At 57.0% G+C, this 23,185-nt stretch carries 21 protein-coding genes; 15 read left to right on the top strand and 6 right to left on the bottom strand.

Annotated features, from left to right (window positions below):
- Nucleotides 1-114 precede the first annotated feature (114 nt).
- The 6 genes from ACR3E7_RS20140 (at nt 115) to ACR3E7_RS20115 (ending at nt 5,909) form a co-directional block, all read left to right on the top strand.
- The gene (locus ACR3E7_RS20140; protein ID WP_331252403.1) at nt 115-915 is read left to right on the top strand and encodes a GntR family transcriptional regulator; all 801 of its coding nucleotides are present in this window, start codon (nt 115-117) and stop codon (nt 913-915) included.
- The gene (gene leuC / locus ACR3E7_RS20135) at nt 912-2,318 is read left to right on the top strand and encodes a 3-isopropylmalate dehydratase large subunit (RefSeq protein WP_480504577.1); all 1,407 of its coding nucleotides are present in this window, start codon (nt 912-914) and stop codon (nt 2,316-2,318) included. The genes ACR3E7_RS20140 and leuC overlap by 4 nt, the downstream gene beginning before the upstream one ends.
- Nucleotides 2,318-2,929, top strand: coding sequence for a 3-isopropylmalate dehydratase small subunit (leuD, locus tag ACR3E7_RS20130; RefSeq protein WP_170783471.1), 612 nt, complete (start codon nt 2,318-2,320; stop codon nt 2,927-2,929). Before leuC ends, leuD begins: the two co-directional genes overlap by 1 nt.
- Before the next feature lie 95 nt (nt 2,930-3,024).
- Complete coding sequence (dctP, locus tag ACR3E7_RS20125; RefSeq protein ID WP_480504579.1) at nt 3,025-4,038, top strand: TRAP transporter substrate-binding protein DctP; 1,014 nt, start codon at nt 3,025-3,027, stop codon at nt 4,036-4,038.
- Between the two features lie 60 nt (nt 4,039-4,098).
- On the top strand, nt 4,099-4,602 hold the full coding sequence (locus tag ACR3E7_RS20120) for a TRAP transporter small permease (protein WP_170783473.1): 504 nt from the start codon (nt 4,099-4,101) through the stop codon (nt 4,600-4,602).
- The gene (locus ACR3E7_RS20115; protein WP_480504581.1) at nt 4,602-5,909 is read left to right on the top strand and encodes a TRAP transporter large permease; all 1,308 of its coding nucleotides are present in this window, start codon (nt 4,602-4,604) and stop codon (nt 5,907-5,909) included. Before ACR3E7_RS20120 ends, ACR3E7_RS20115 begins: the two co-directional genes overlap by 1 nt.
- A gap of 48 nt (nt 5,910-5,957) precedes the next feature.
- Here ACR3E7_RS20115 and ACR3E7_RS20110 read toward each other — a convergent pair whose 3' ends face one another.
- Complete coding sequence (locus ACR3E7_RS20110; RefSeq protein ID WP_170772119.1) at nt 5,958-6,416, bottom strand: Lrp/AsnC family transcriptional regulator; 459 nt, start codon at nt 6,414-6,416, stop codon at nt 5,958-5,960.
- 132 nt (nt 6,417-6,548) lie between these two features.
- Between ACR3E7_RS20110 and ACR3E7_RS20105 the strand changes: the two genes are divergently transcribed.
- Entirely contained in the window at nt 6,549-7,781 is a 1,233-nt protein-coding gene (locus tag ACR3E7_RS20105) for an aminotransferase-like domain-containing protein (protein WP_480504584.1), read from the top strand.
- Nucleotides 7,782-7,784: 3 nt separating this feature from the next.
- Nucleotides 7,785-8,432 (top strand): RraA family protein, encoded by a 648-nt coding sequence (locus ACR3E7_RS20100; RefSeq protein ID WP_480504586.1) that lies wholly within the window; start codon nt 7,785-7,787, stop codon nt 8,430-8,432.
- Nucleotides 8,433-8,698: 266 nt separating this feature from the next.
- Here the strand turns inward: ACR3E7_RS20100 and ACR3E7_RS20095 are convergent, their stop codons facing one another.
- A complete protein-coding gene (locus ACR3E7_RS20095) occupies nt 8,699-9,289 on the bottom strand; it encodes an SH3 domain-containing protein (protein ID WP_480504588.1) in 591 nt (196 codons plus the stop codon).
- Between the two features lie 150 nt (nt 9,290-9,439).
- Here ACR3E7_RS20095 and ACR3E7_RS20090 point away from each other — a divergent pair, with 150 nt between their 5' ends.
- On the top strand, nt 9,440-10,081 hold the full coding sequence (locus tag ACR3E7_RS20090) for a glutathione binding-like protein (RefSeq protein WP_480504590.1): 642 nt from the start codon (nt 9,440-9,442) through the stop codon (nt 10,079-10,081).
- Nucleotides 10,082-10,550: 469 nt separating this feature from the next.
- Here the strand turns inward: ACR3E7_RS20090 and ACR3E7_RS20085 are convergent, their stop codons facing one another.
- The 3 genes from ACR3E7_RS20085 to ACR3E7_RS20075 form a co-directional block, all read right to left on the bottom strand.
- Nucleotides 10,551-11,411, bottom strand: coding sequence for an AraC family transcriptional regulator (locus tag ACR3E7_RS20085; protein WP_480504592.1), 861 nt, complete (start codon nt 11,409-11,411; stop codon nt 10,551-10,553).
- 252 nt (nt 11,412-11,663) lie between these two features.
- Entirely contained in the window at nt 11,664-13,298 is a 1,635-nt protein-coding gene (locus tag ACR3E7_RS20080) for an FAD-binding oxidoreductase (protein ID WP_480504593.1), read from the bottom strand.
- Nucleotides 13,299-13,364: 66 nt separating this feature from the next.
- Nucleotides 13,365-13,985 carry a glutathione S-transferase family protein gene (locus tag ACR3E7_RS20075; RefSeq protein ID WP_170783485.1) on the bottom strand — a complete coding sequence of 207 codons (621 nt, stop codon included), beginning with the start codon at nt 13,983-13,985 and terminating at the stop codon, nt 13,365-13,367.
- 115 nt (nt 13,986-14,100) lie between these two features.
- Here ACR3E7_RS20075 and ACR3E7_RS20070 point away from each other — a divergent pair, with 115 nt between their 5' ends.
- Complete coding sequence (locus ACR3E7_RS20070) at nt 14,101-15,000, top strand: LysR family transcriptional regulator (protein ID WP_480504595.1); 900 nt, start codon at nt 14,101-14,103, stop codon at nt 14,998-15,000.
- A gap of 14 nt (nt 15,001-15,014) precedes the next feature.
- Here the strand turns inward: ACR3E7_RS20070 and ACR3E7_RS20065 are convergent, their stop codons facing one another.
- A complete protein-coding gene (locus ACR3E7_RS20065) occupies nt 15,015-15,800 on the bottom strand; it encodes a FadR/GntR family transcriptional regulator (protein WP_480504597.1) in 786 nt (261 codons plus the stop codon).
- Nucleotides 15,801-16,150: 350 nt separating this feature from the next.
- Here ACR3E7_RS20065 and ACR3E7_RS20060 point away from each other — a divergent pair, with 350 nt between their 5' ends.
- From ACR3E7_RS20060 to phbB, 5 genes are all read left to right on the top strand, one after another.
- Nucleotides 16,151-17,200, top strand: a complete 1,050-nt coding sequence (locus ACR3E7_RS20060; RefSeq protein ID WP_480504599.1) for a TRAP transporter substrate-binding protein — start codon at nt 16,151-16,153, stop codon at nt 17,198-17,200.
- A gap of 117 nt (nt 17,201-17,317) precedes the next feature.
- Nucleotides 17,318-19,381 carry a TRAP transporter large permease subunit gene (locus tag ACR3E7_RS20055; RefSeq protein WP_480504600.1) on the top strand — a complete coding sequence of 688 codons (2,064 nt, stop codon included), beginning with the start codon at nt 17,318-17,320 and terminating at the stop codon, nt 19,379-19,381.
- 12 nt (nt 19,382-19,393) lie between these two features.
- Nucleotides 19,394-20,581, top strand: coding sequence for an alpha-hydroxy acid oxidase (locus ACR3E7_RS20050; protein WP_480504602.1), 1,188 nt, complete (start codon nt 19,394-19,396; stop codon nt 20,579-20,581).
- A complete protein-coding gene (gene dld, locus ACR3E7_RS20045; protein ID WP_480504604.1) occupies nt 20,578-22,257 on the top strand; it encodes a D-lactate dehydrogenase in 1,680 nt (559 codons plus the stop codon). The genes ACR3E7_RS20050 and dld overlap by 4 nt, the downstream gene beginning before the upstream one ends.
- A 173-nt stretch (nt 22,258-22,430) precedes the next feature.
- On the top strand, nt 22,431-23,153 hold the full coding sequence (gene phbB / locus ACR3E7_RS20040) for an acetoacetyl-CoA reductase (RefSeq protein ID WP_170789190.1): 723 nt from the start codon (nt 22,431-22,433) through the stop codon (nt 23,151-23,153).
- Nucleotides 23,154-23,185 lie beyond the last annotated feature (32 nt).

Genomic DNA, 23,185 nt, shown 5'->3' with positions numbered 1-23,185 from the left:
AATACAGCTTTGCCATCAATGGTAAGACTATTTTTGAAAGACCCATAATACTAAAGCTTGATTTTCGAAGTGTCCCTCTTACGATTGCCAATGCTGGGAAAGGGGAATCATCGGGTGAACCAGATCAAAGCGGCCAATCTTCCGGACGGAACCAAGGCGCAGCGCGTCTACCTGTCTCTGCGCGATCAGATCACCGAGGGGCAGTTGTCGGCAGGGGAGACCCTGCCGGGCGAACAGCGTCTGGCTGAGAAGTTCGGCGTGTCCCGCGTAACCATCCGGCGTGCGCTTGAGGCGCTGGCAGGCAACGGCCTGATCGAACGGCACGCGGGCAGTGGCACACGGGTATCGGGCCGGTCGCCGCATGGGGCGCGGGCGGCGATGGACTTCAACACCTTGATGCCGCAGCTTGTGGAAATGGGCCAAAGCACGACGGCCCGGCTCTTGTCGTTTTCCTATGGGAAAGCGCCCGAGGCGGTGGCGACAGCCATGGGTCTTCAGGACGACCGGCAGGTGCAGATTGCTACGCGGGTCCGCCTGACAGACGAAGTGCCGTTTTCTCACCTGACAACATATGTTCCTGCCGAAATTGCCCGGAATTATTCGGAAAGCGATCTGGCCACGACGCCGTTGTTCAAGCTGTTGGAACGGGGTGGTGTGCAGATCGAAGAAGCGCACCAGACGGTGTCGGCAACGCTTGCGGGCCCCGACGTGGCCGAGGCTTTGGGCGTCGCGGTTGGCTCGGCGCTGCTATCGTTGAAACGGATTGTGCGGGATGTCGAAGGCAATGGGGTCGAATACCTTTCTGGTCTTTACCGGCCTGACATGTTCCGCCTTGAGATGCCTCTGGCGCGAGTTGGAACCGGGTCAGCACGTCATTGGGAACCTGCCATTGGCCGCAGCGAGGCCGAGGAATGACCGCCCCGCGTACAATGCTCGACAAGCTATGGGCCTCGCATGAGGTGCTGCGGCGCGATGATGGCGTGTCGCTGCTGTGGGTGGACCGGCATCTTGTACATGAAGGCTCGCACCATGCCTTTGCCAAGTTGGCAGAGCGCGGATTGCACGTGGCCGAACCGGATCTGACCTTTGCGGTTGTCGATCACTATGCGCCGACGCGCGATCGCGGCCGGATTTCTGATCCAAAGATTGCCCGCATGATCCAGACGTTGCGCAACAACGCTGCCCGGCACAATCTGCGGATTTTCGATCTGGATGATCCGACACAGGGTATCGTGCATGTGGTCGGGCCGGAACTTGGGCTGACACTGCCAGGTCTGCTGATCAATTGCGGAGACAGCCATACATCTACGCACGGTGCCTTTGGGGCTTTGGCTTTCGGGATCGGCGCGACCGAGGTTGCGCATGTTCTTGCGACGCAAACCGTCTGGCAACGCAAGCCCAAGGCGATGAGGATTACATTGAATGGTCAACTGGGTCCGGGTGTCTCGGCCAAGGATATCGCGCTGAACTGGATTGCGATGCTGGGCACAGGTGGTGCGCAAGGTCACGCAGTGGAATATGCGGGACAGACGGTTCGGGACTTGTCCATGGAGGGTCGCATGACCCTGTGCAATCTGTCCATCGAAGGAGGCGCGCGTTTCGGCATGGTGGCCCCTGACGAGGTGACGTTTGCCTATCTCGAAAATCGCGATCATGCGCCGGACGGCCCGTATTTTGAGGCGGCCTGCCGGACGTGGCAAAAGCTGACCACTGATGAAGGTGCGGTATTCAACAGCGACGTTGCGCTGGATGCGTCCGGCATTGCTCCGACCGTGACATGGGGCACAAGTCCGGAACAGGCACTACCTGTATCAGCATCGATCCCGAATCCGGACGTGATGGACCCTGCTAAGGCAAATGCCGCCCGCGATGCGCTGGACTATATGGGATTGGCAGCGGGGCGCGCGCTGGACGGCATCCCTGTAGATCAGGTGTTTATCGGATCCTGTACAAATGGCCGCATCGAAGACCTGCGAGAGGCCGCGTTGGTCTTGTCCGGACGCGGTGCGAAAGTGCCGGGTTTGGTCTCGCCGGGATCTGCGCGTGTCAAAGCACAGGCCGAAGCGGAAGGGCTGGACCGTGTTTTCATAGATGCCGGATTGGAATGGGCCGCATCCGGCTGTTCCATGTGTGTCGGAATGAACGGCGATCTGGTCGGTGAAGGCAAGCGCTGCGCCTCGTCGACCAACCGTAACTTTCGCGGCCGGCAGGGGCGCGGTGCGCGTACGCATCTGATGTCTCCGGCAATGGTGGCTGCAGCTGCTGTGACAGGTACGATCACGGATGTTCGACCATTTTTGCAGGGCAGGGCTGCGTGATGGCCGGGTGGAGCAAGCATACGGGTCGGGCCCTGGCGTTGGCTGTTGACAATATCGACACCGATCAACTGATCCCAGCGCGGTTCATGTCGGTTCCGCGTAGCGATGGGTACGGAGGGTACCTGTTGCACGATATGCGGCGCAACGCTGATGAAGAATTGCACCCGGACTTCCCGCTCAATCGGCATGAAGACATCAGTATTCTGGTGGCAGGTCAGAATTTCGGTAGCGGTTCATCCCGCGAGGCAGCGGTATACGCTCTGGTCGATGCTGGGATACGCGCCGTCATTGCGCCCAGCTTTGGCGACATCTTCGCCAATAATGCAATCAACAACGGTTTACTACCCGCACGGGTAAGCAATTCGACGCACGAACGCCTTATTCAGACACTGACAGACGCGCCCGCAGAGCTTTCGGTTGACCTGCCCGAAGGCCGGTTCACTTTGGAAGGCCGCACTGAGAAATTTGAACTGGACGAAGGATGGCGCGTCAAGCTGATCAATGGCTGGGATGACATTGACCTGACCCAACAGCACGCGCAGACAATCCGTGCTCACCGACACCACCGCAGTCAGACCGCGCCTTGGGCATGGCCTGCACTTTGCGAATAAGCCACGTCGCGCAAAGACGACGCAACAGGCCAAAAGGCCAGGAAAACAAGGGGCGCATTCAGAAAACTGCCCCAACAACATGTGGAGGAAGACTCATGAAACTGAACTCATTGGCTGGCCTGTTCGCCGGAGCCGTGATGGTTGCCGGAGCAGCCAAAGCGGAAGAAACAATCTCTGCCGTGCACGCCTTTCCTGAAACTCTGATCTACACCCAGAGCTTTCTGGATTTTGTTAATAAAGTGAACGATGCGGGTGAAGGTGTCATTCAGATTGACGTGCGCGGTGGCCCCGAGGCCATCGGCATGTTCCAGCAACCTGACGCGGTGCGCGATGGCATTGTCGATATGGTTTATACGCCGGGCTCTTTTTACGGCGGTGCGCTGCCTGAAAAAGACGCGATGGTAGCCTCAAACCTGACCGCGATTGAGACCCGCCAGAATGGCGGGATAGAGCTGATCGATCAGATTCATCAGGAAAAAATGGGTCTGAAGTATCTCGGCTGGTTCGACAGTGGTGTTTGCTACAACCTCTGGACCCGGAATGAGCCCAGCTTTGACGCCGATGGCAATCTTGAGGTCGAAGGGCTAAAGCTGCGCGGCAACAACGTGTATAATGCGTTCTTCACCAACTATCTGGGCGCGCAGGTAATCGACTTGCCAACGGGTGAGGTCTATTCAGCCCTGCAACGCGGTGTCGTGGACGCGACCGGCTGGACCCAGATCGGTCTGATCGACCTGAAATGGAACGAATTTTTGAACTACCGGATCGAGCCCTGTTTCTTCTCGACCGATCTGGGCGTCATTGTGAATCTGGAGCGCTGGAACTCGCTGTCGGATGAGGCCAAGACTATCCTTCAAGACGTGGCGATCCAGCATGAGAAAGCCAGCGTCGAAGCCCTGCGCAGCAAACGGGATGATGATTTCGCCGCACTGGATGCTGCAGGCATGACCGTAGTCAGCTTGGAAGGTGAAGCCAAGGCGAACTACCTTGCCGCTGCGCGCGAAAAAACGTGGGAGCGGATGAATGGCCTTATGGCAGAACAGCCGGGTGGAACCGACAACTATGATCGCCTGATCGAGTTGTTCTACGATCTCGACGCAGCAAACTAAGACCAAGGACAGGCCCGCGGAAACCCTGCGGGCCTGACCGGAATTCGGGGCAATGCAGGCATGACCATGAAAAAGGCCTATGATGCGGTGCTTTTTGGCATGGCCATTCTGGCGGGGCTGTTGCTGGTCTGGCTTATGCTGTCTGTTATTACCTCGGTGCTGATGCGCAATGCAGGGCTTCAGCCTTTTGCGTGGCTGTTCACCTCGGCCGAATACGGGCTGTTGTATATGACGATGCTGGGCGCTCCCTGGCTGGTGCGCGAAAAGGGCCATGTACATATCGAGCTGGTTACGGCTGCTCTGCCATTGCACCTGCGCCGGATCGTCAGCCGTTCGGTCGCAGCTGCCTGCGTGCTGGTCTGCCTGATCCTTGCGTGGCAGGGGGGCGATCTGGTTCTGACTAATATCGAACGCGGGGACTATGATACGCGCGCCTACTACTTCCCCCGCTGGATGCTGACCATCGCCTTTCCTCTGTCCTTTGGGCTGATGGCGATTGAATTTTCACGCTTTGTGTTTGGCCCTAACCTGATGCACAGCGGCGAAGCAGGGATACATGAATAATGGAATGGTACGAGGCCCTTGCCCTGCTGTTGGGCTCGATCGTGTTCCTGATGGCCATCGGAATGCCGGTTGCGCTGGCCTTTCTGGCCGCGAATATTCTGGGGGCGTGGGTATTCATGGGCGGCGAGCGCGGGGTGACACAGCTGCTCAACAACGGGCTGGGGGCGTTGACGAAATACGCCCTGATGCCCATCCCGCTGTTTCTGCTGATGGGTGAGATTTTCTTTCACACCGGCCTTGGTGGGCGAATGTTCAACGCAATCGACAAGCTGCTTGGCCGATTGCCCGGGCGGCTCAGCTATGTGACTGTTCTGGGGGGAACGGCCTTTTCTACTTTGTCCGGGTCGTCGATGGGGTCCACCGCGCTGCTGGGGTCGCTGATGGTGCCCGAGATGAAGCGGCGTGGTTACAAATCGCACATGAGCATCGGCCCCATTTTGGGCACGGGCGGCCTTGCGATCATCATCCCACCCTCGGCGCTTGCGGTTCTGCTGGCCACGCTGGCGCAGATCGACGTCGCTGCGTTGCTGATCGCGGGTGTCATTCCCGGCCTGATCCTGGCCGGGTTCTATATCGGAACGATCTGGCTGCAGACCCGGATCGACCCGACCGCCGCACCGGCTTATGACGTCGAACCGATGTCGATGGGGTGCCGCCTGAAATTGCTGATGACCGAGGTGGTTCCGATGGTCGGCGTCATGGTCGTGATCATCGTTCTAATGATCAAAGGCTTTGTCACCCCGTCCGAGGCGGCGGCTTTCGGGGCATTGGGGGTACTGATCCTCGCTGCCGTTTTTCGCTGCCTGACATGGGAGGCGATGAAGAAGTCCGTCATTGGCGCGCTCAAAGTAACGCTGATGGCTTACCTGATCGTCTTTGGTTCGGCGACGTTCAGTCAGCTCTTGGCCTTTTCCGGCGCGTCCCGAGGGCTGGTCAATTGGGCGATTGCGTTCGATCTGGCCCCTCTGGCGATGCTGACGGTGATGTTCGCCGTCCTACTGCTGCTGGGCATGTTCATGGAGCAAATCTCGATCATGCTGCTGACGGTACCGATCTTTTTCCCGCTGGCCCAAACGCTCGGGTTCGATCCGATTTGGTTCGGCCTGATCATGTTGTTGTCGCTGGAAATCAGTTTTACGACGCCGCCCTTTGGGCTGCTGCTGTTCGTGATGAAAGGCGTCGCCCCGCCAGGCACTACGATGCGCGAGATCTATACCTCGGCCTTCCCGTTCATTTTCTGCTCGCTATTGCTTGTGGTGCTGCTGATCGCCTTCCCAGGGATCGCGTTGACCTTGCCGTCCTTGTGACATTTTGCGCGTAGGCTGACACTGTTTTGCAGGGCGCAATCACATAGATCACATCATCTCGAATCCGGTATCGGTTTGCCCCACAACCAACATTGTCGAGGTCTCGGCAACTTCGGGAAGGTTTTGAACCGTGGTGGTAATGAACAGACGCAGGTCCTCGATATCCGGAAACCAGGCTTTCAGGATATAATCCGCCGCACCGGTCACCATCAGGCATTCCGAGACCTCGGAACTCTGTTTTACAGTTTGTTGAAAAACCGCATGGCCGTCTGGGTTGTGTTTCGCCAGTTTCACTGAAATCAGCACACAGATTTGTTTCCCAAGATTTTCCGGCGAGATGTCTGCGTGATACCCGCGAATAATCCCGGCCTGCTCAAGCTTTCTGACCCGGCGGGCGCAGGGCGTCGGTGAAAGCCCAACAATTTCGGCAAGATCACTTATGGCAAGGCGCCCATCGCGCCGTAGTTCCGCCAGTATGCGTTTGTCGATACTATCCGGGTCGAACATTAACGTTTTCCTCTATTTTAATGCCAAAAATTAGCACAAATCATCAATATTGACAGGGATAAAAGCGAAGAACGCCGAGAAAGCGCGCGCGACTTTGGCTATCCTTCCGAAGAACCGATCAGGAGACTTAATGTGAAGTTGGAAAACAAACTGGAACGTGTGGGCGAGCCGGTTGTCGAGCCCGCAGCCTTTGCCGGTTGGTTGTCTGAGACAAATGAAATCACACGAGCTTTTCTCGCGGCCGGTCAAATTCCCGGTCTGCTCAACATAGCTGGGGGGCTACCTGAACCTGCGACCTATCCCGGTCCCCAGATCGCAAAACTGGCCCAAAGGGTTATTGAGACCCACCCGACCGAGACACTGGGATATGGCCCGATCGAAGGCCTCCCGGAATTGCGCAATGCCATTGCGCACCGGTTTTCTACCAAAAACGTAAAACTGACTGCCGCAAATGTGTTGATAACAACTAGCGGCATGCAGGCGCTCGACCTGTTGGGAAAGGTCTTGCTGAACGAAGGGGATCTGATTGCGGGGCAGTTTCCGACCTATCTGGGAGCTCTTGACGCATGGCGACCCCGTCGCCCGCGCTTTCGAAACATGGATCTGAATGCCGCCGCGTTCGACCCGTTTCAAGCCATGAAAGGCGCAAAGTTCGCCTATACTGTGCCCAATTTCTCTAACCCGACAGGACGATTGGTCGGATTGGAGGCGCGCCGTACCTTGCTGGCCGCGTCCCGTCAAACCGGGGCATGGCTTGTCGAGGACGATCCCTATGGCAGTCTTTGCTACGACGGTCCTTTGCCCCCGAACCTGCTTGATCTAGCGCTTCAGACTGGGGAATTGTCCAACACCGTCTATCTGGGCACGATGTCGAAGCTGATCTCCCCTGGTCTACGCGTGGGTTGGGTGATTGCGAGGCCCAAGATGATCTCCGCACTGACACTTGCCAAACAAGGGTCGGACATGTGCACAAGCGGTATTACCCAGCGTATTACGTATGAAATCCTGAAATCCGACTTGATCAAGGCAACACAATCGCAGGTCCTGGACATGTATTGCAGGCGACGAGATGCCCTGTGTGCGGCTCTGAATTCCTATCTGGCGGAGTGGTTCGAATGGGAGGTGCCCGCAGGCGGCATGTTTGTCTGGGCTCGTGCGCGGGATGAGAGTATCGACACGGACCGCTTGTTTGAAATTGCGCTGGACGAAAAGGTTTGTATTTCGCCTAGTAGCGTTTTTGATGCCCATGGGGAAAACAGGCAGGGGATCCGTCTGAATTTCACCTTAAACGACGAGGCCAAACTGACCGAAGCCGTCCAACGATTGGCGAAAGCTGTTCAGCGTCAACTTGCCGAGAAAGGGTAAAGAATGTCGGTAACCATACATCCCGAAAACATTCCCTTAAGTCAGGACCAAGTCGAGGCGTGGCGGGGTGTGCCCGCCAGTATCGTGGCCGACTTGCAGCCTTCCAGTCTGATCGATCCGGCGATTCAGGTAAGAAACTTGGATGCCGGGCCACTGCATCTGCTGGGGCGGGCCCGGACTGTCTCGGTTTCGCCACCTGATTTCGGGGGCGTCATTCACGTTTTAGACCATGCAAAGCCCGGCGAAGTTGTTGTGATTGCCGCCAACGGTGAAACAGAATTCGCCATGATAGGTGAAATTCTAGGCGGGCACCTGAGGGACCTCGGCTGCAAAGGGGTTGTTGTAGATGGGGCCGTACGTGACATAGACACGCTGGGTTCATGGGAGGATTTTCCTGTCTTCGCCCGAAGCATTACGCCCCGTGGCCCCACCAGCGCTAACGATGGAGAAATCAATGCATCAGTCTCTTTCGGCGGATGCAAAACAGCTTCGGGTGACCTGATTTTGGGTGACCGTGACGGACTTGTGGTCCTTTCTCCGGTTGCTGCCCGTGATCTTCTATCCGACGTGAAGGACAAAATCGGCAAAGAAGCTGAATGGGTCGCAGGGCTCAAGGCGGGTAAGAACGCCATGGATGTGTTTGGCCTTTGAACTTCTGGGCCGTTCCGAAACTGAGACGCACAGACGGCGTCGCGAAGACGGGTTCAATCCAAGGAATTTTACCTCTCTAACTCGTTATCTTATGAAAGGAGACGCATGTCTCGTTAGCGCGCCTTGCTTCAGTAGCAGATCTTGTAATCCATGTTATGTTAAAAACAGTGTGTTATTTAACGCCAACAAAAAGTTCACTGGTCAAACAGCTGAACACGACCTTACTGATCTTATCCTCAGGCTCTCAGCGACAATACCCGTGTCAGTCAGTGGCGGTGAAAATGGTAGTATCCGTTTCCATAGAAGGTATGATGCAGTTCAGGCTGATACAGCCGGTTCGGATCATGCGGTGGATAGTGACAGGCTGGGTCTTGTGGTGAATGGTAGCAATACGGCCCGGGGACTGGGTGATAAGGATGGTAGTAGCGGTTCCAATACGCAAACCAGGGATAGGCTTGATAGTGGTTTTCCCAATAGGCCTGGCTGAACTCTACAATGGCAATTCCCAATGCGGCTGCGATGACGGGGTTCATCACCTTGGTCTGTCCCTCGCTATCAACCAAAATGTAGTTCGAAGCGATCCAGCCGCGCGCCGAATTCCAGGAGACGTCGCACCAAGTATAGCCCGGTTGACAGCCATAAAGCTCGATCGTTGCGTCTTGCGGTAATGTAGCCACCACGGGATAGTTTGTGCCTGGCCCTGCGCGCATATGAACTGAGGTGGTTGTGTGCGCTTGAGTTTCGGCAAGTGCCGCGCTCAGCGAGAATGCCAGAAAGAAAGTGGCCGCCAGAAAAGGCACAAAAATTCGCATAATTCGATCCAATCCAAATTCGTCTTTTTGCACTACAACCGTCAAAAAGACGCTCGTCAAGTTAACCTTTCAAGCGATCACGAAAGCGGATTTTCTCAAGGTTCGGACCCCGTATTTACGCCTGTCCTTGCAGACAAGTTTGAGTCTATTCTGCCGAGCGCAGTAACTTACCAATTCAATTGATCGGACCTGTTTATGCCAACGCTTTTTCATGCCCCATTCACATGTTCATTGGCTGCGCGGTTCGCCGCAGCCGAAGCGGGTGTCGAACTGGAAATTGAGCCGTTGCACCTGCGCAGTAAACATCTGGCGGCAGGTGGTTCGCTCTATGACGTGAACCCCTTGGGGCAAGTGTCGGTTCTCAGCTTTGACGATGGAACCAAACTAACCGAAACCTCGGCAGTCATTGCCTGGATTCAGGCACAGTCCAAAGACAATGATTTCCGGATATCGCCTGACAGCCCGGAGTATTTTCAGATGCTGCGCTGGCTGGCTTTCTGCGCGACGGAACTGCACAAGGGGCTGTTTCGTGTGGTGTTCTACAAGGAAGCCACGGATGAAGTGAAAGATCGTGTACGAGCTCTGGCACCGCTCAGGTTTCAGATAATTGAGGATCATTTGAACGGGCGCGATTATCTGTTGGGTAACAGGTTTTCGGCGGCGGATGCCTATCTGACGTGGTTCTTCGTTTTGTCGGATCATGCAAAAGTTGATCACTCGGCCTTTCCAAATCTCAACGCCTATCGAGCCCGTGCCTTGTCGCGCCCGACTATTGCCGCTTTGATCGATGACGACCGGGCGCTGGATCGCAGGCTAAAAGAACTGTTTTCCGCTTAAGTCTCCAAGTTTGAAACCAAGGGAAATTGGTTAAATTGCGAGCGAACTGAATCGAAACCAATCTGGTCTTGGCAAAAGCCAGTCAGGAGTTATGAAAACCCCATCCCCGACCAGAAGGCGTACTTCAATCAGGACCAGCTCATAGCCTGCAGGGCAACTGATCCAAGATCATGAAGGTGATCGCCAGAAGTCGGGGATGGGCATCGCGTCAGCCGTTATTAGGGAAAACTTCGACGCGATATCGCTTAGATTGACGAGGAATTTTCAAACGTGTTCGGTCGACCCCATTCTGTGAAGCAACCTGTCGCTAGTTGACCGGAGAGCCACATCAACCGAAGGTGCCAAGTTAAAGACGAGGATATACAAGCCAAGTCAACTCGACAGAACATTGGCCTGCCAGTACGTCTCAATTGCCTGACAAAACGTGTCAGAACCAAGATCTGATCAAGGAATTTAGGATAGAAAAGGTCTAGACGCCGCTGTCTCGATATGCCGATGCTGTCATTCCGGCCTGCTCGCGGAAGAACCGACCAAAGGATTCCGGGGTTTTATAGCCGCAAAGATGGGCCACGATCTGGATCGGCATGTCTGGCTGGTTCACCAAATAGGATTTTGCCAGTTCGAATCTTGCGCGACGGATATGATTGCCGAACGTGTCGTTGTGGTCTTGAAACGCGCGAAACAGGGACGATCTGGAACATTGGATTGCATCCGCGACCGAGTCGGCCCTGAGATTTTCGTCCCCAAGATTCAATGCGATGTAACGCGTCGCAGCAGTATGAAGTGCGTGCGTTTGCGCAGGGGCGCCCGCAGGTGGCGGATCAGAACCCAGGCGCGACAAGGCCCCCAGAGCCAGGCTTTGCAACGAGTCAATCAGATGCAGAGTTTCAACTTCAGAAAGCTTGGTGCACTCCTTGGCCATCATATGCAACTGACTTTCCAGGAAGGGGGCCAACCCATTGGGTGCCATTTGGGCAACCCCCCTGCCCGCGGGACGGACCTCGCCCCCTAACTGATCTCGGATCAGCTCCATCGGAAGGGTCATGTAGACATGCGAATGATCTCGTGTGCGGGTTGAAACTGGGACTGAACCGTCCAGAACAACCAGGTTTGACCCCGCCGTTACCGTCTGGCCGTCGCCATCCTTGGTCTCAAGGCGAACGGCCCCGGAAATTGTCGAGCTAAGAACCAAATAGTCCCCCGTCGGTTGACCGAAATAAGTGGTCGTATCGTCTGAACGGGTAAATCCGAAGGTCGCGCCCGAGGACGCGCCAAAATAGGAAAGCTGGCCTTTATAGTTGGCCTCGCGCGATCGGTCCGACGCGTCCATAGAAATCCACGGGTGCAGGCTGCGCCAGAATTCAAACTTTTCCTTGGGGCGGAATTTTTGGGTCGAAAGATGGACGAACCGATTTTCGGCTGCGTTGGCGTTTCCGTCTGAAATGGCCCGCTCCTTCGATCCTGCGGGTCGAACCGGGGATCGACCACATTACCTTTGCGAATTCCCAAAAGTTAGGCTGCACAACAAGAGGTTGTCTACCCTTTGATACCGGGTTCGAAATTCAAAATAGCTTTCTCACAGCTATGGTTTAGTCGTTCCAAAAACCTCAAACAGAACTCGGTCGGGCGGCACGTCCGCGTTCTCAAGCCCCGATTTCAGATCGGTTACAAACCCAGATGGGCCGCACAGCATGTAATGGGCATCGCGTCCGACACCCAAAGCCAGAAGGTCGGTGGCCGAAATCCGACCTGTCGCTTCAAAGTCCTGTCCCAGCTGGTCTGTGCTGTCGGGTGTGCTGTAGAAGATGCGTTTTCTAAGGGTGCGGTTTGTAGCCACAAGCTGTCCAACCTCGTCCGCCATGGCGTGGTGGCGCCCGTTGCGCGCGGCATGTACGAACCAGACCGGGCGTTGGCTCCCCTGCCCCGCGAGCTGGTGCAGTATCGCCAGCATCGGCGTTAAACCGACGCCTGCGCTGACCAGAACCAAAGGCGCATCTCCTTGGGGAATGATGAAATCCCCGGTGGGCGGCTTGGCTTCGACAACATCTCCGATGGCCACGTTATCATGCAAGAAACGTGAGGCGACACCACTGGCCTCGCGTTTGACAGTTATCCGGTAGTGGTCGCCTCCTGCTGTTCCTGACAGGGAATAGGTGCGGCGGACCTTTTTGTCATGCGACGGGATATCCAATGCGATGGGCAGGTGCTGACCGCCTTGAAACAACTTCAGCGGATCGCCGTCGGTTGCCGCAAGATGGAAGGACGTGATCCCCTCAGCCTCGACAACCTTGTTGGTGACGATCAATTTCCGGGATGGTGTCGGTTGCGCTGACCATCTGAGCGTCAGGGCTTCGGGCCGGTCGATCACGGCGTCGAGCTCGACTTCTATCATGCGCAGAACGTTCGGATCGCGCGCTTCTTCGGGAGACCAGTCAATCGTGGCGCGCCCGGTCAGATGCAACAGTCCACCGGTTTCGAAATCGACAAACAGCAACCCGACGCGAGGGTCCTGCAGCAAGTTGCCAATCGTATTGAAAAAGTTGTTGCCCGAGTAATCGGGGATGCGCAGACGGTTTGGGCTGATCACGCGAACAAATCCCGGCTCGCCCCCCCTGTGAGACGCATCATACCCGTTCGAGGCCGCCCCTTGTTGTCCTTGCTGACCAGAGCCAATGAACAAAGTGTCGGCGGCTTCAATCCGCTTGATCTGTGCGGAATTGAGGCTTTCCGATGTTAGTGGCCGGACGGGCTGGTTGCGTTGAACCCGCCACCAGTCCCGTTCGTTGATATATTGGGGGCAGTTGCCGAAAGTCTGACGGATATCTATGGCGAGCCCACTATCGGTTGGCCGCGTTCTGCCGCTGAACCGGTTGCGTCGCCTTGTTGCAAGCTCGATCCCGACCACGCCAATATCGGTTCCGGCTGTCAGTGTCTGCGCCAGCGGGTCGGATGGATCCGGGGTTGTGTCCAAGGTTATTGTGTGGGCGTCAGGGGACCGGACAAAGCCATCGCGCCCTTCGATAATACTAGCCCAGACCCGGCCTTTTGTGTCTGCGGACGCAGCAACCAGAAAGGGTTGCGCCTGATAAAAGGTGCGGTGCTGGTCGGGCATGAACTCTCGGATGAAAGGCGCGCCTTTTGTGGCGATATAGCCAACGCCCGCGCGTTGCTGCGCGGCAAGTTCGCCTGCGTGGAACGGAGTTGCGGCATCGGTCATCGTCCTGATCCCTTCGGTTGCCAAAAGTCCCAGGGCCAGACATGCCGACCATGGGGCGGGTTTGGTTCAGGCCACAAGGCCAGCGGCGGTTGCGGGCATGGCTTCGAACCCGTTCAGCGCCTCGAATCGGGCAATCCAAGCGCGCACGTTCGGATAGGGTTCAAGCGAGACATTCCCCTCGGGCGCATGGGCGGTGTAGGAATAGGCGGCGACATCAGCGATGGTGGGTTGATCCCCGACCAGCCAATCGCGGCCTTCCAGACCCGTTTCCAGCTTTTGCATCGCCTTGGCAGCGGTGGTTGCCGCGAAGTCAACGTCCAGCGGGGCGCCAAAGACAGTAATCAAGCGCGCCGCGCATGAGCCAAAGGCGATTTCGCCCGCAGCCAGGGTCAGCCATTTCTGGACTTCAGCTTCCCCGACCGCATCGCTGGGCATCCAGTCCGGCGCGTATTGACGGGCGAGATACACCAGAATTGCATTCGAGTCCGAGACAACCACATCGCCATCTTCCAAAACCGGTACTTGGCCGTTGGGGTTCATCGCCAGAAACTCGGGCGTCTTATGCGCGCCAGCGACCAGATCGACAAAGACAGCCTCATGCGGGATATCCGCCAGCTTGGCGAAAACCAGCGCCCGGTGAGCATGGCCTGACTTTGGGAAATGGTGAATGCGAACTGGGTTAGACATGTTGTGGCTCCGATCATTGAATAACTGTGAACTGGAGCGACAGATAACGCTTGCACGGGTTGATGATAATTGCCACTTTTGGTGGATGATTAAGCCCTGAGAGGGCGCAATAACCATGGATAAGATAGACCGAATGCGCGCATTTGCGCTGGTGGCCAAGAACGCCTCTTTCACCGCCGCCGCCCAGCGGTTGGGCAAATCTGCGCGACTGGTCAGCAAATACGTGGCTGATTTGGAGGACGCGCTGGGGGTGCAATTGCTGAACCGGACCACACGCAGCGTGTCTCTGACTGATGCGGGCGCGACCTATCTGACTATGTGTGAGCCGCTACTGGACGGGTTTGACGAGTTGGAGGAAACGGTCAGAAATGCCCAGACATCCTTGCAGGGCGTTATTCGAATCTCGGCGCCGACCGGGTTTGGCTCTGTCCGTCTTGCGCCGTCTCTGGCTGCTTTCGCCACCCTACATCCCGAGGTCGAGATTGATCTGCAACTATCCGACCGTCGCGTGTCGATCATAGAGGAAGGGCTAGATCTGGCCGTCCGCATCGGTCCGATGCGCGATAGCTCGCTAAAGATCCGGCAGTTGGGGCCGATGCCCCTGATCATCTGTGCGGCGCCCGCGTATCTGGCGCGTGCTGGCGTGCCTCAACATCCATTGGAGTTGGCAAACCATGATTGCATTCTGGACGGCAACATGTCCGAACCCGCCTTGTGGCGGTTTAGTATTGATGGAGAGGATGTGGCAGTACAGGTGAGTGGGCGGTTGAAAGCGAATGCTCCGGCCGCGTCAGCACAGCTTGCGGTCTCTGGCGCGGCAATCGCGCGATGTCCGGCCTATACGGTCGCCAGAGAACTGCAATCAGGTGCATTGGTCGAACTGTTCTCCGACCATCGCGTCACCCCCTATGTCGTCGCCGCCTTGTTCCCTCAGAACCGCCGCCTTACCACCCGAGTCCGTGCTTTGATCGATCACCTTGCCGGTGACGAGTTGATCTGCAACGCGGGCGTCTGACAGGTTGCAGATCGCTACTTCGACATCGAGTTCGACAAGATGCGCCTTTTTTCCGCCATGGCTTCTCGACGCCGCCTTTCCAGACCGAGTTTGAAGGATTCCTCGACGAAATCGATGTGATCGTGCGCGGCTTTCTGTGCACGGGTTTCGTCGCCGTCTATGACGGCCTGCCCCAGTTCGCGATGCTGTTCTATCAACTGTTTGCCGGTTCCGTCGATGGTTTTCAGAAAATCGCGATTGTAAAAGACGCCTTGGCGGGTCAGTTCATAAATTGACGCCATCATGTGGATCAACGTTGCGTTCTGGCTTGCGTCGACAATGGCTGCGTGCAGCGCGAAATCCGCCTCTCGCGAAGCCAGAGCATCCCCTTCACGCCAAGCGCGTTCATCCTCGGCCAGGATTTCAGAGATCCGCTCCTTGTCTGCCGAGGTTGCACGACGCGCGGCCAGACGGGCGGCAAACCCTTCCTGTTCGCGGCGGTATTCCAGATAATCAAAAAATGCCGGTTCGTGCCGTTCATAGAGCGCCAGCAAAGCGGGCAACATGGCGCTTCCGGTCAGGGCGGCGACAAAAGTGCCTTCTCCGTGCTGCGTGGTGACAAGACCGCGTTCTTCCAACGTATGCAGCGCTTCGCGCAGTTTTGGGCGTGAAACCCGCAGCATTTCGGCCAGCTCTCGCTCGGATGGCAGCTTGCGACCCTGTTTCAACACGCCCGACGCAATCAGATCTTCAATCTGCGCAACCACCGCGTCCGCCAGTGATTCGTGGCCAATCGGTTCAAAAATCGCAGTTGGGGTCATGTCGGGCCGCCTTTCTGATCAGGGTCCTGTACATAGCACTTGGTAAAATAAGTTAACCTTTGAAACTTTAGTATTCAACTTAATATTTGCCGCTAGGTTGTATTCCCGGAAAGTACACTTTTCGCTGTTTTGAAAGAGAAAAATCGCAAAGAAACTGAAGCCGGGTGCTCTTGCACTCTTTCCAGTTGCGAAAAATTTCAAACCGATGGGCAGTTGCGTGACCAGACCAGTGGTAAATAAAGTTGTTGACTGATTGATATGGTAAACTTTATTGACCACTCAAGGCGCCAGACAACCTTGCGTCACAGATTGATTGGACGTTGCGTCCGAAACATCCCGGAGGAGAATTCATGAAAAAGACCCTGACGAGCCTTGCGGTTGCTGCCAGCCTGATGGCTGCACCCGCGCTTGCCGCTGATAAGTTGCTGTTGAAAACCCCGATCGCATTCTCGACCGAATTGCCCGGTCTGGGCTCGCCTATTCCGCGCGTGGCCGAACAGCTTGAGCTGATGTCGGGCGGGACGTTGAAGATGAAGGTCTATGAACCCGGCAAACTGGTCCCGCCGTTTGAAATTCTGGACGCGGTGTCGACTGGCAAGATCAACTCGGGTTACACAACCGCCGGCTACTGGGCGGGTAAAATCCCGGCTGCACCGCTGTTCTCGGCGGTACCTTTCGGCCCCGAAGCCGGCGAATACATGGCGTGGCTCTACTATGGCAACGGTATGTCGCTGTATCAGGAAATGTACGACCAGGCGGGCTATAACGTCCACGTCATCCCCTGCGCCGTTATTGCGCCTGAAACATCAGGCTGGTTTGCATCCGAGATCAACAACCCCGAAGACCTGAACGGCCTGAAGATGCGCTTCTTTGGTCTGGGCGGCAAAGTCATGCAGAAACTGGGCGTTGCCACTTCGCTGCTGCCCGGTGGTGAGATCTTCCCGGCGCTGGAAAAAGGCGCGATTGACGCGACCGAATTCTCGATGCCTGCAATTGACGCCCGTCTGGGCTTCCACAAGCTGGTCAAGTACAACTACTTCCCCGGCTGGCACCAGCAGGCGACTGTGTTTGAGCTGATGATCAACAAGGACGTTTGGAACGAAGCCAGCGATCAGCACAAGGCGATCCTCGAAAATGCCTGTAAGGCCTCGATGACCGACAGCTTTGCCGAAGGTGAGGCCATTCAGCACGCCGCACTGATCGACAACGTTGAAAACAACGGTGTCACCATCAAGCAATGGTCGCCCGAGATGTTGGACACGTTCCGCGCGACCTGGGAAGAGGTTGCCGCTGAAGAGGCTGCGAACGACGCCTTCTTTGCCAAGGTCATGGATGACATGACCCAGTTCCGCGATGGCTATGACCTGTGGAAAACCAACGCGTTCCTCCCCCGTCAGTAAGCTGAATTGCTGACGCTGCCGGGGCGGCGGCCTTCCTCTGCCGCCCTGGTTCTCTCAGGATTTATACCTGCAATCCCTTGACCGCGGTTAAGCCGGTCAACCGAGCGAGGATTACCCATGGCCACGCCTAAAGACCTCAATGATCCGGTCGAAGCCTATGAAGGCCTCCTGGAGCACCCCGATACAGACCGCCAGAAAATTGCCGTTGCCATCGACTCGGGCGTAAAGGCCGTTGGGCATGTCGTGATGTGGGCGAATGTGCTGCTGGTGGCAGCGATCTTTTCACAGGTTTCGCTGCGCTACCTTTTCAGCCAGAACTATCCCAAGCTGGATGAGATCCAGTGGCATTTCTACGGCATCGTCACGATGATCGGCATTTCATATGCCCTGATCACCGACAGCCATGTGCGTGTGGACGTGCTGCATATGCAGCTGTCTCGCCGTGCGCAGCGGATCATCGAAGTGATCGGCATCCTGACCCTGCTGACCCCGTTTATCTATCTGATGATCGATCAGGGCTATGACTATTTCTACGAAAGCTTCCGCGTCAATGAACGGTCTGACAGCCCCACTGGTCTGCCTGCACGTTGGGCGTTCAAGGCGGTCATTCCGATCAGTTTCATCCTGCTGGCTTTGGCGGCGCTGGCGCGGCTGATCCACGATGGGCACGCATTGCTATACGGACCGGCCTCGGAACGTGAGGGCGCACCTTTGCGCCGTATCCTGCTGGTGTTGGCTGTCTTTGCCGCCGTTTGCGTGGGCCTGACGTTCCTTGTTGAAACGACCGAGGAAAAGCTGGTCATCGCGATGTTCCTGACCTTCATCGCGCTGCTGTTTACCGGCTACCCGGTGGCTTGGGTTCTGGCCGGTGTCGGTGTGGCCTACTGTGGTCTGGCCTACCTGTTCGACAATGATCTGATGCTGTGGACGGGCCTTGAAAGCACATTTACGGGGCTCGATTACCTGACCCTCGGCGCGGTGGTGAACCGGGTTTATGCGACCATGTCCAACGCGGTTCTCGTGGCCTTGCCGATGTTTATCTTCATGGGCCTGATGCTGGACGAATCCGGTGTGGCCGAGCGTCTGATGTCCTCGATGCAGCGCCTGTTCGGGACGGTGCGCGGGGGGCTGGCGATCACCGTGACCCTGATCGGGATCATTCTGGCTGCCTCGACCGGCATCATTGGTGCGTCGGTTGTTCTGCTGGGTGTGCTGTCGCTGCCTTCGATGATGCAGCAGAAATACCAGCCGACACTAGCGGCGGGTGTGGTTTCAGCCTCGGGCACGCTGGGCATTCTGATCCCGCCGTCGATCATGCTGGTGATCATGGCCGACCAGATGGCCCTGTCTGTCGGAGACCTGTTCATGGCCGCCGTCTTTCCGGGCGTGATCATCGGTGGTCTGTACCTGACCTATATCTTCATCCTCGCGCTGGTGAAACGCGACGCAGCCCCGGTGCCCGAGGGCGCAAAGGCCCCCGACTGGGCCGCCGTCAAGGACGTGCTGATCGCGGTCATCCCGACGCTGATGCTGATCCTCGCGGTTCTGGGGTCGATCTTTGCTGGTCTGACCACTCCAACCGAGGCCTCAGGTATCGGTGCGTTGGGTGCGACGCTGCTGGCGCTTGGCTATCGCAAGCTGACCTTCGCGAAACTGTGGAACGTGCTGGTCTCGACCTTCAACACCACCGCCTATATCTTCGCGATCTTCCTTGGCGCGACCGTTTTCTCCTACGTCCTGCGGGAACTGGGTGGGGACGAGCTGATCGAACACGTCGTCCAATCAACCGGGTTCGGTGCCAACGGCACGATCCTATTCATCCTGTTCATCGTCTTCCTCCTGGGCTTTGTGCTGGACTGGATCGAGATCACGCTGATCGTGCTGCCCCTGATGCGCCCCATCGTGAACGGGTTGGGCATCGACATTCCCGGTTTTGGCGTTCTGGATGAACCGGCGCTGGTGTGGTTTGTCATCCTTGTCGCGGTGACGCTGCAAACCAGCTTCCTGACACCGCCGGTTGGATTCGCCCTGTTCTATCTGAAAGGCGTCTGCCCGCCCGAGATCAAGCTGACCCACATCTACAAAGGCATCATCCCCTTTGTCCTGTTGCAGCTGACCGGTCTGGCGCTGGTCTTCCTGTGGCCCACATTGGCCACCTGGCTGCCCTCGGTCGCCTATTAAGGAGCCTCAACAATGCGCCTGACCCAATGTCATAACTTCCACGATTTCCGGCGGTTGGCCAAACAGCGGCTGCCGGGACCGATCTTCAACTACATCGACGGTGGCGCGGATGATGAGGTGACGTATCGCGAAAATACCAACGCGTTCGACCGTTGCGACCTGTTGCCCTCGGTCCTGCGCGGCGTGAAGGACGTGGATATGTCGGTGACGGTGATGGGGCAAAAGCTGGATATGCCGGTCTATTGCTCACCCACCGCCCTGCAGCGCCTGTTCCACCATCAGGGGGAACGCGCGGTGGCGGCGGCGGCTGAGAAATACGGGACGATGTTCGGGGTCTCGTCACTGGGGACGGTGTCGCTGGAAGAACTGCGCCAGAAACACAAGAACCCACAGGTCTATCAGTTTTACTTCCACAAGGATCGCGGGTTGAACTCGGCCATGATGCAGCGCGCTAAAGAGGCTGGTGTCGAGGTGATGATGCTGACCGTGGACTCCATCACCGGCGGCAATCGCGAACGTGATCTGCGCACGGGGTTCTCGATCCCGTTCCGGCTGACGCTGGGCGGCATGATCCAGTTTGCGATCAAGCCGATGTGGGGCATCAACTATGTCACGCACGAGAAATTCCGCCTGCCGCAACTGGATGAACACGTGGACATGAGCGGCGGGGCTAGTTCCATCGGTGGTTATTTCACCGAAATGCTGGACCCGTCGATGAACTGGGACGATGTGGCCCAGATGGTGCGCGAATGGGACAGTCAGTTCTGCCTCAAGGGGATCATGACCGTCGAGGACGCCCGCCGCGCGGCCGAGATCGGCTGCACCGGGATCATCTTGTCGAACCATGGCGGACGTCAGCTGGACGGCTCGCGCACACCTTTCGACCAACTGGCCGAGATCGTGGATGCGGTGGGTGACAAGCTGGACGTGATGATGGACAGCGGCATTCAACGCGGCACTCATGTGCTGAAGGCGCTGTCTCTGGGGGCCAAGGCGGTTGGTGTCGGACGGCACTATCTGTATCCGCTGGCGGCTGCTGGACAGCTCGGTGTCGAACGCGCGTTGGGGCTGATGCGGTCCGAGATTGAGCGCGACATGAAGCTGATGGGCGTCACGCGGGTTGATCAACTGTCGCGCGCCAATCTGCGGTTTCGTGACCCGGTGACGGTTCAGGGGTTGGCGCATCGGAACGCGGCATGACCAACGATGCCCTCATATCCGACTTCCGCGCAATCGTCGGGTCACGCCATGTGCTGACCGGCGCACGCGCCACCGAGCGGTTCCGCCGTGGGTTCAGGTCGGGTGAAGGCGAGGCGCTGTGCGTCGTACAACCCGGCACCCTGCTGGAACAGTGGAAGGTGCTACAAGCCTGTGTTGCAGCCGACAAGATCGTCATCATGCAGGCCGCCAATACGGGCCTGACCGAAGGGTCAACACCCTCAGGCCGCTATGACCGCGATGTGGTTCTGATCAACACCCGCCGCATGGATACTCTGGTGCCGCTGAACAACGGCGAACAAGTCGTCAGCTTTCCGGGTGCCACGCTCTTTGCATTGGAAAAGTTGCTGGACCCAATGGGGCGTGAGCCGCACTCGGTGATCGGATCCTCGTGCATCGGGGCGTCGATTGTGGGCGGGGTCTGCAACAACTCGGGCGGTTCATTGGTTGAACGCGGGCCGGTTTACACCGAGCTGTCGGTCCATGCCCGCATCACCGAAGACGGCACGTTAAAGCTGGTCAACCACCTGGGCATTGATCTGGGTGAGACACCGGAACAGATACTGTCAAATCTCGATACTGGTCAGTTCGAGCGCAATCCGGGGGCCACGAATAAACGCGCCTCGGCCAGTGACTATGCGCAGATCGTGCGCGACGTGGATGCCGAAACGCCCGCACGATACAATGCGGATAAGGCGAAGCTGTTTGAAACTGCGGGTTCAGCCGGAAAAATGGCTGTGTTTGCCGTGCGTCTGGACACTTTCGCCAAGAACGAGGCTGAACAGGTTTTCTATATCGGAACCAACTCCCCAGACGATCTGGCCGAGTTGCGCCGGCATATCCTGTCGCAATTCGCGTCCCTGCCAGTCTCGGCCGAGTACATGCAGCGCGACGTGTTCGACATCACTAAGGCCTACGGTAAGGACACGGTGTGGATGATCGACAAGTTGGGCACAGATCGCTTGCCGATGTTCTTTGCGCTGAAGGGCGCAGTGGATGCACGTTTACGGCGCATTCCTTTTCTGCGCAATTTCACCGACCGGTTCATGCAGGCCGCAGTCAGCCTCCTGCCGCAGGTCCTGCCCAAGAGGATGATCGAATACCGAGAGGCCTATGAACATCATCTGATCCTGAAGATGAAGGACGATGGCATCGAGGCGATCCGCAATTGGTTGCCCGGCTTCTTCGAAGGGCGCGATGCAGGTTTCTTCGAATGCACCCCCCGCGAAGCCAAGATCGCGGGTCTGCACCGGTTTGCAGCCGCCGGTGCTGCGGTGCGCTACATGGCGATTCACGCAGATGAGGTCGAGGACATCATCGCGCTGGACGTAGCCCTACGCCGCAATGATCGTGATTGGCTTGAGGTTTTGCCGCCCGAGATCAGCGATCAGATTGTTCACAAACTCTACTATGGCCACTTCATGTGTCACGTGATGCACCAGGACTATGTGGTGCGCAAAGGGGCGGATCCCAAAGCACTGAAGGCTGCGATGCTGAAGCTGTTCGACGCACGTGGTGCTGAATATCCGGCGGAACATAATGTCGGACATCTCTATAAGGCCAAACCCGACCTTGCGGCGCATTACACGTGTTGCGATCCGACAAACTCTTTCAATCCGGGGATCGGCAAGATGTCAAAATCCCGCAACTATGGCTAAGGGATCAAGTAAATCGCCCAAGGCTATGCGTGGCGTTTTTCAGATAGTTTAACGTTAAACTTTTCCTGAGACGCATAGCTGGTATTCCGCTCAGGCCTATCCGTACGCTGAAAATTACGCTACGTAACAAAGTGAGTTAGGTCAAAGTTTCTGACTAATTGGAGGAATTGAAAATGACACGTACTGCACTTGTAACCGGTGGTAGCCGGGGTATCGGCGAAGCAATTTCTAGAAAGTTGAAGGCTGAAGGATATAATGTAGCCGCGACTTATGCAGGCAACGATGAAAAGGCCGCCGCCTTCACCGCCGAGACAGGTATCAAGACTTACAAGTGGAATGTTGCCGATTACGAAGCCTCGGCCGCAGGTATCGCGCAAGTCGAAGCGGACCTCGGACCCATTGACGTTGTCGTGGCCAATGCAGGCATCACTCGCGACGCACCATTCCACAAGATGACCCCGGACCAGTGGAAAGACGTGATCGACACCAACCTGACCGGTGTGTTCAACACCGTCCACCCCGTCTGGCCCGGTATGCGCGAGCGCAAGTTTGGCCGTATCATCGTCATCAGTTCGATCAACGGTCAGAAAGGTCAGTTCGCGCAAGTGAACTATGCCGCAACCAAGGCGGGCGATCTGGGCATCGTCAAATCTCTGGCGCAAGAGGGCGCGCGGGCTGGCATCACCGCCAACGCGATCTGCCCCGGATATATAGCAACCGAGATGGTCATGGCTGTCCCCGAGAAGGTGCGCGATTCGATCATCGCACAAATCCCGGCGGGACGGCTGGGCGAGCCTGAGGAGATCGCCCGCTGCGTGGCCTTCCTAGCCTCGGATGACAGTCAGTTCATCAACGGTTCGACCATCTCTGCTAACGGCGCGCAGTTCTTCGTCTAACGCGCGGACACACACAAAAAAGGACCCTGCCA

The sequence above is a fragment of the Ruegeria sp. BK1 genome, from assembly GCF_056535645.1.
Note: the sequence above shows the minus strand (reverse complement) of the source record. Positions and strands in the feature narration are given on the sequence as shown.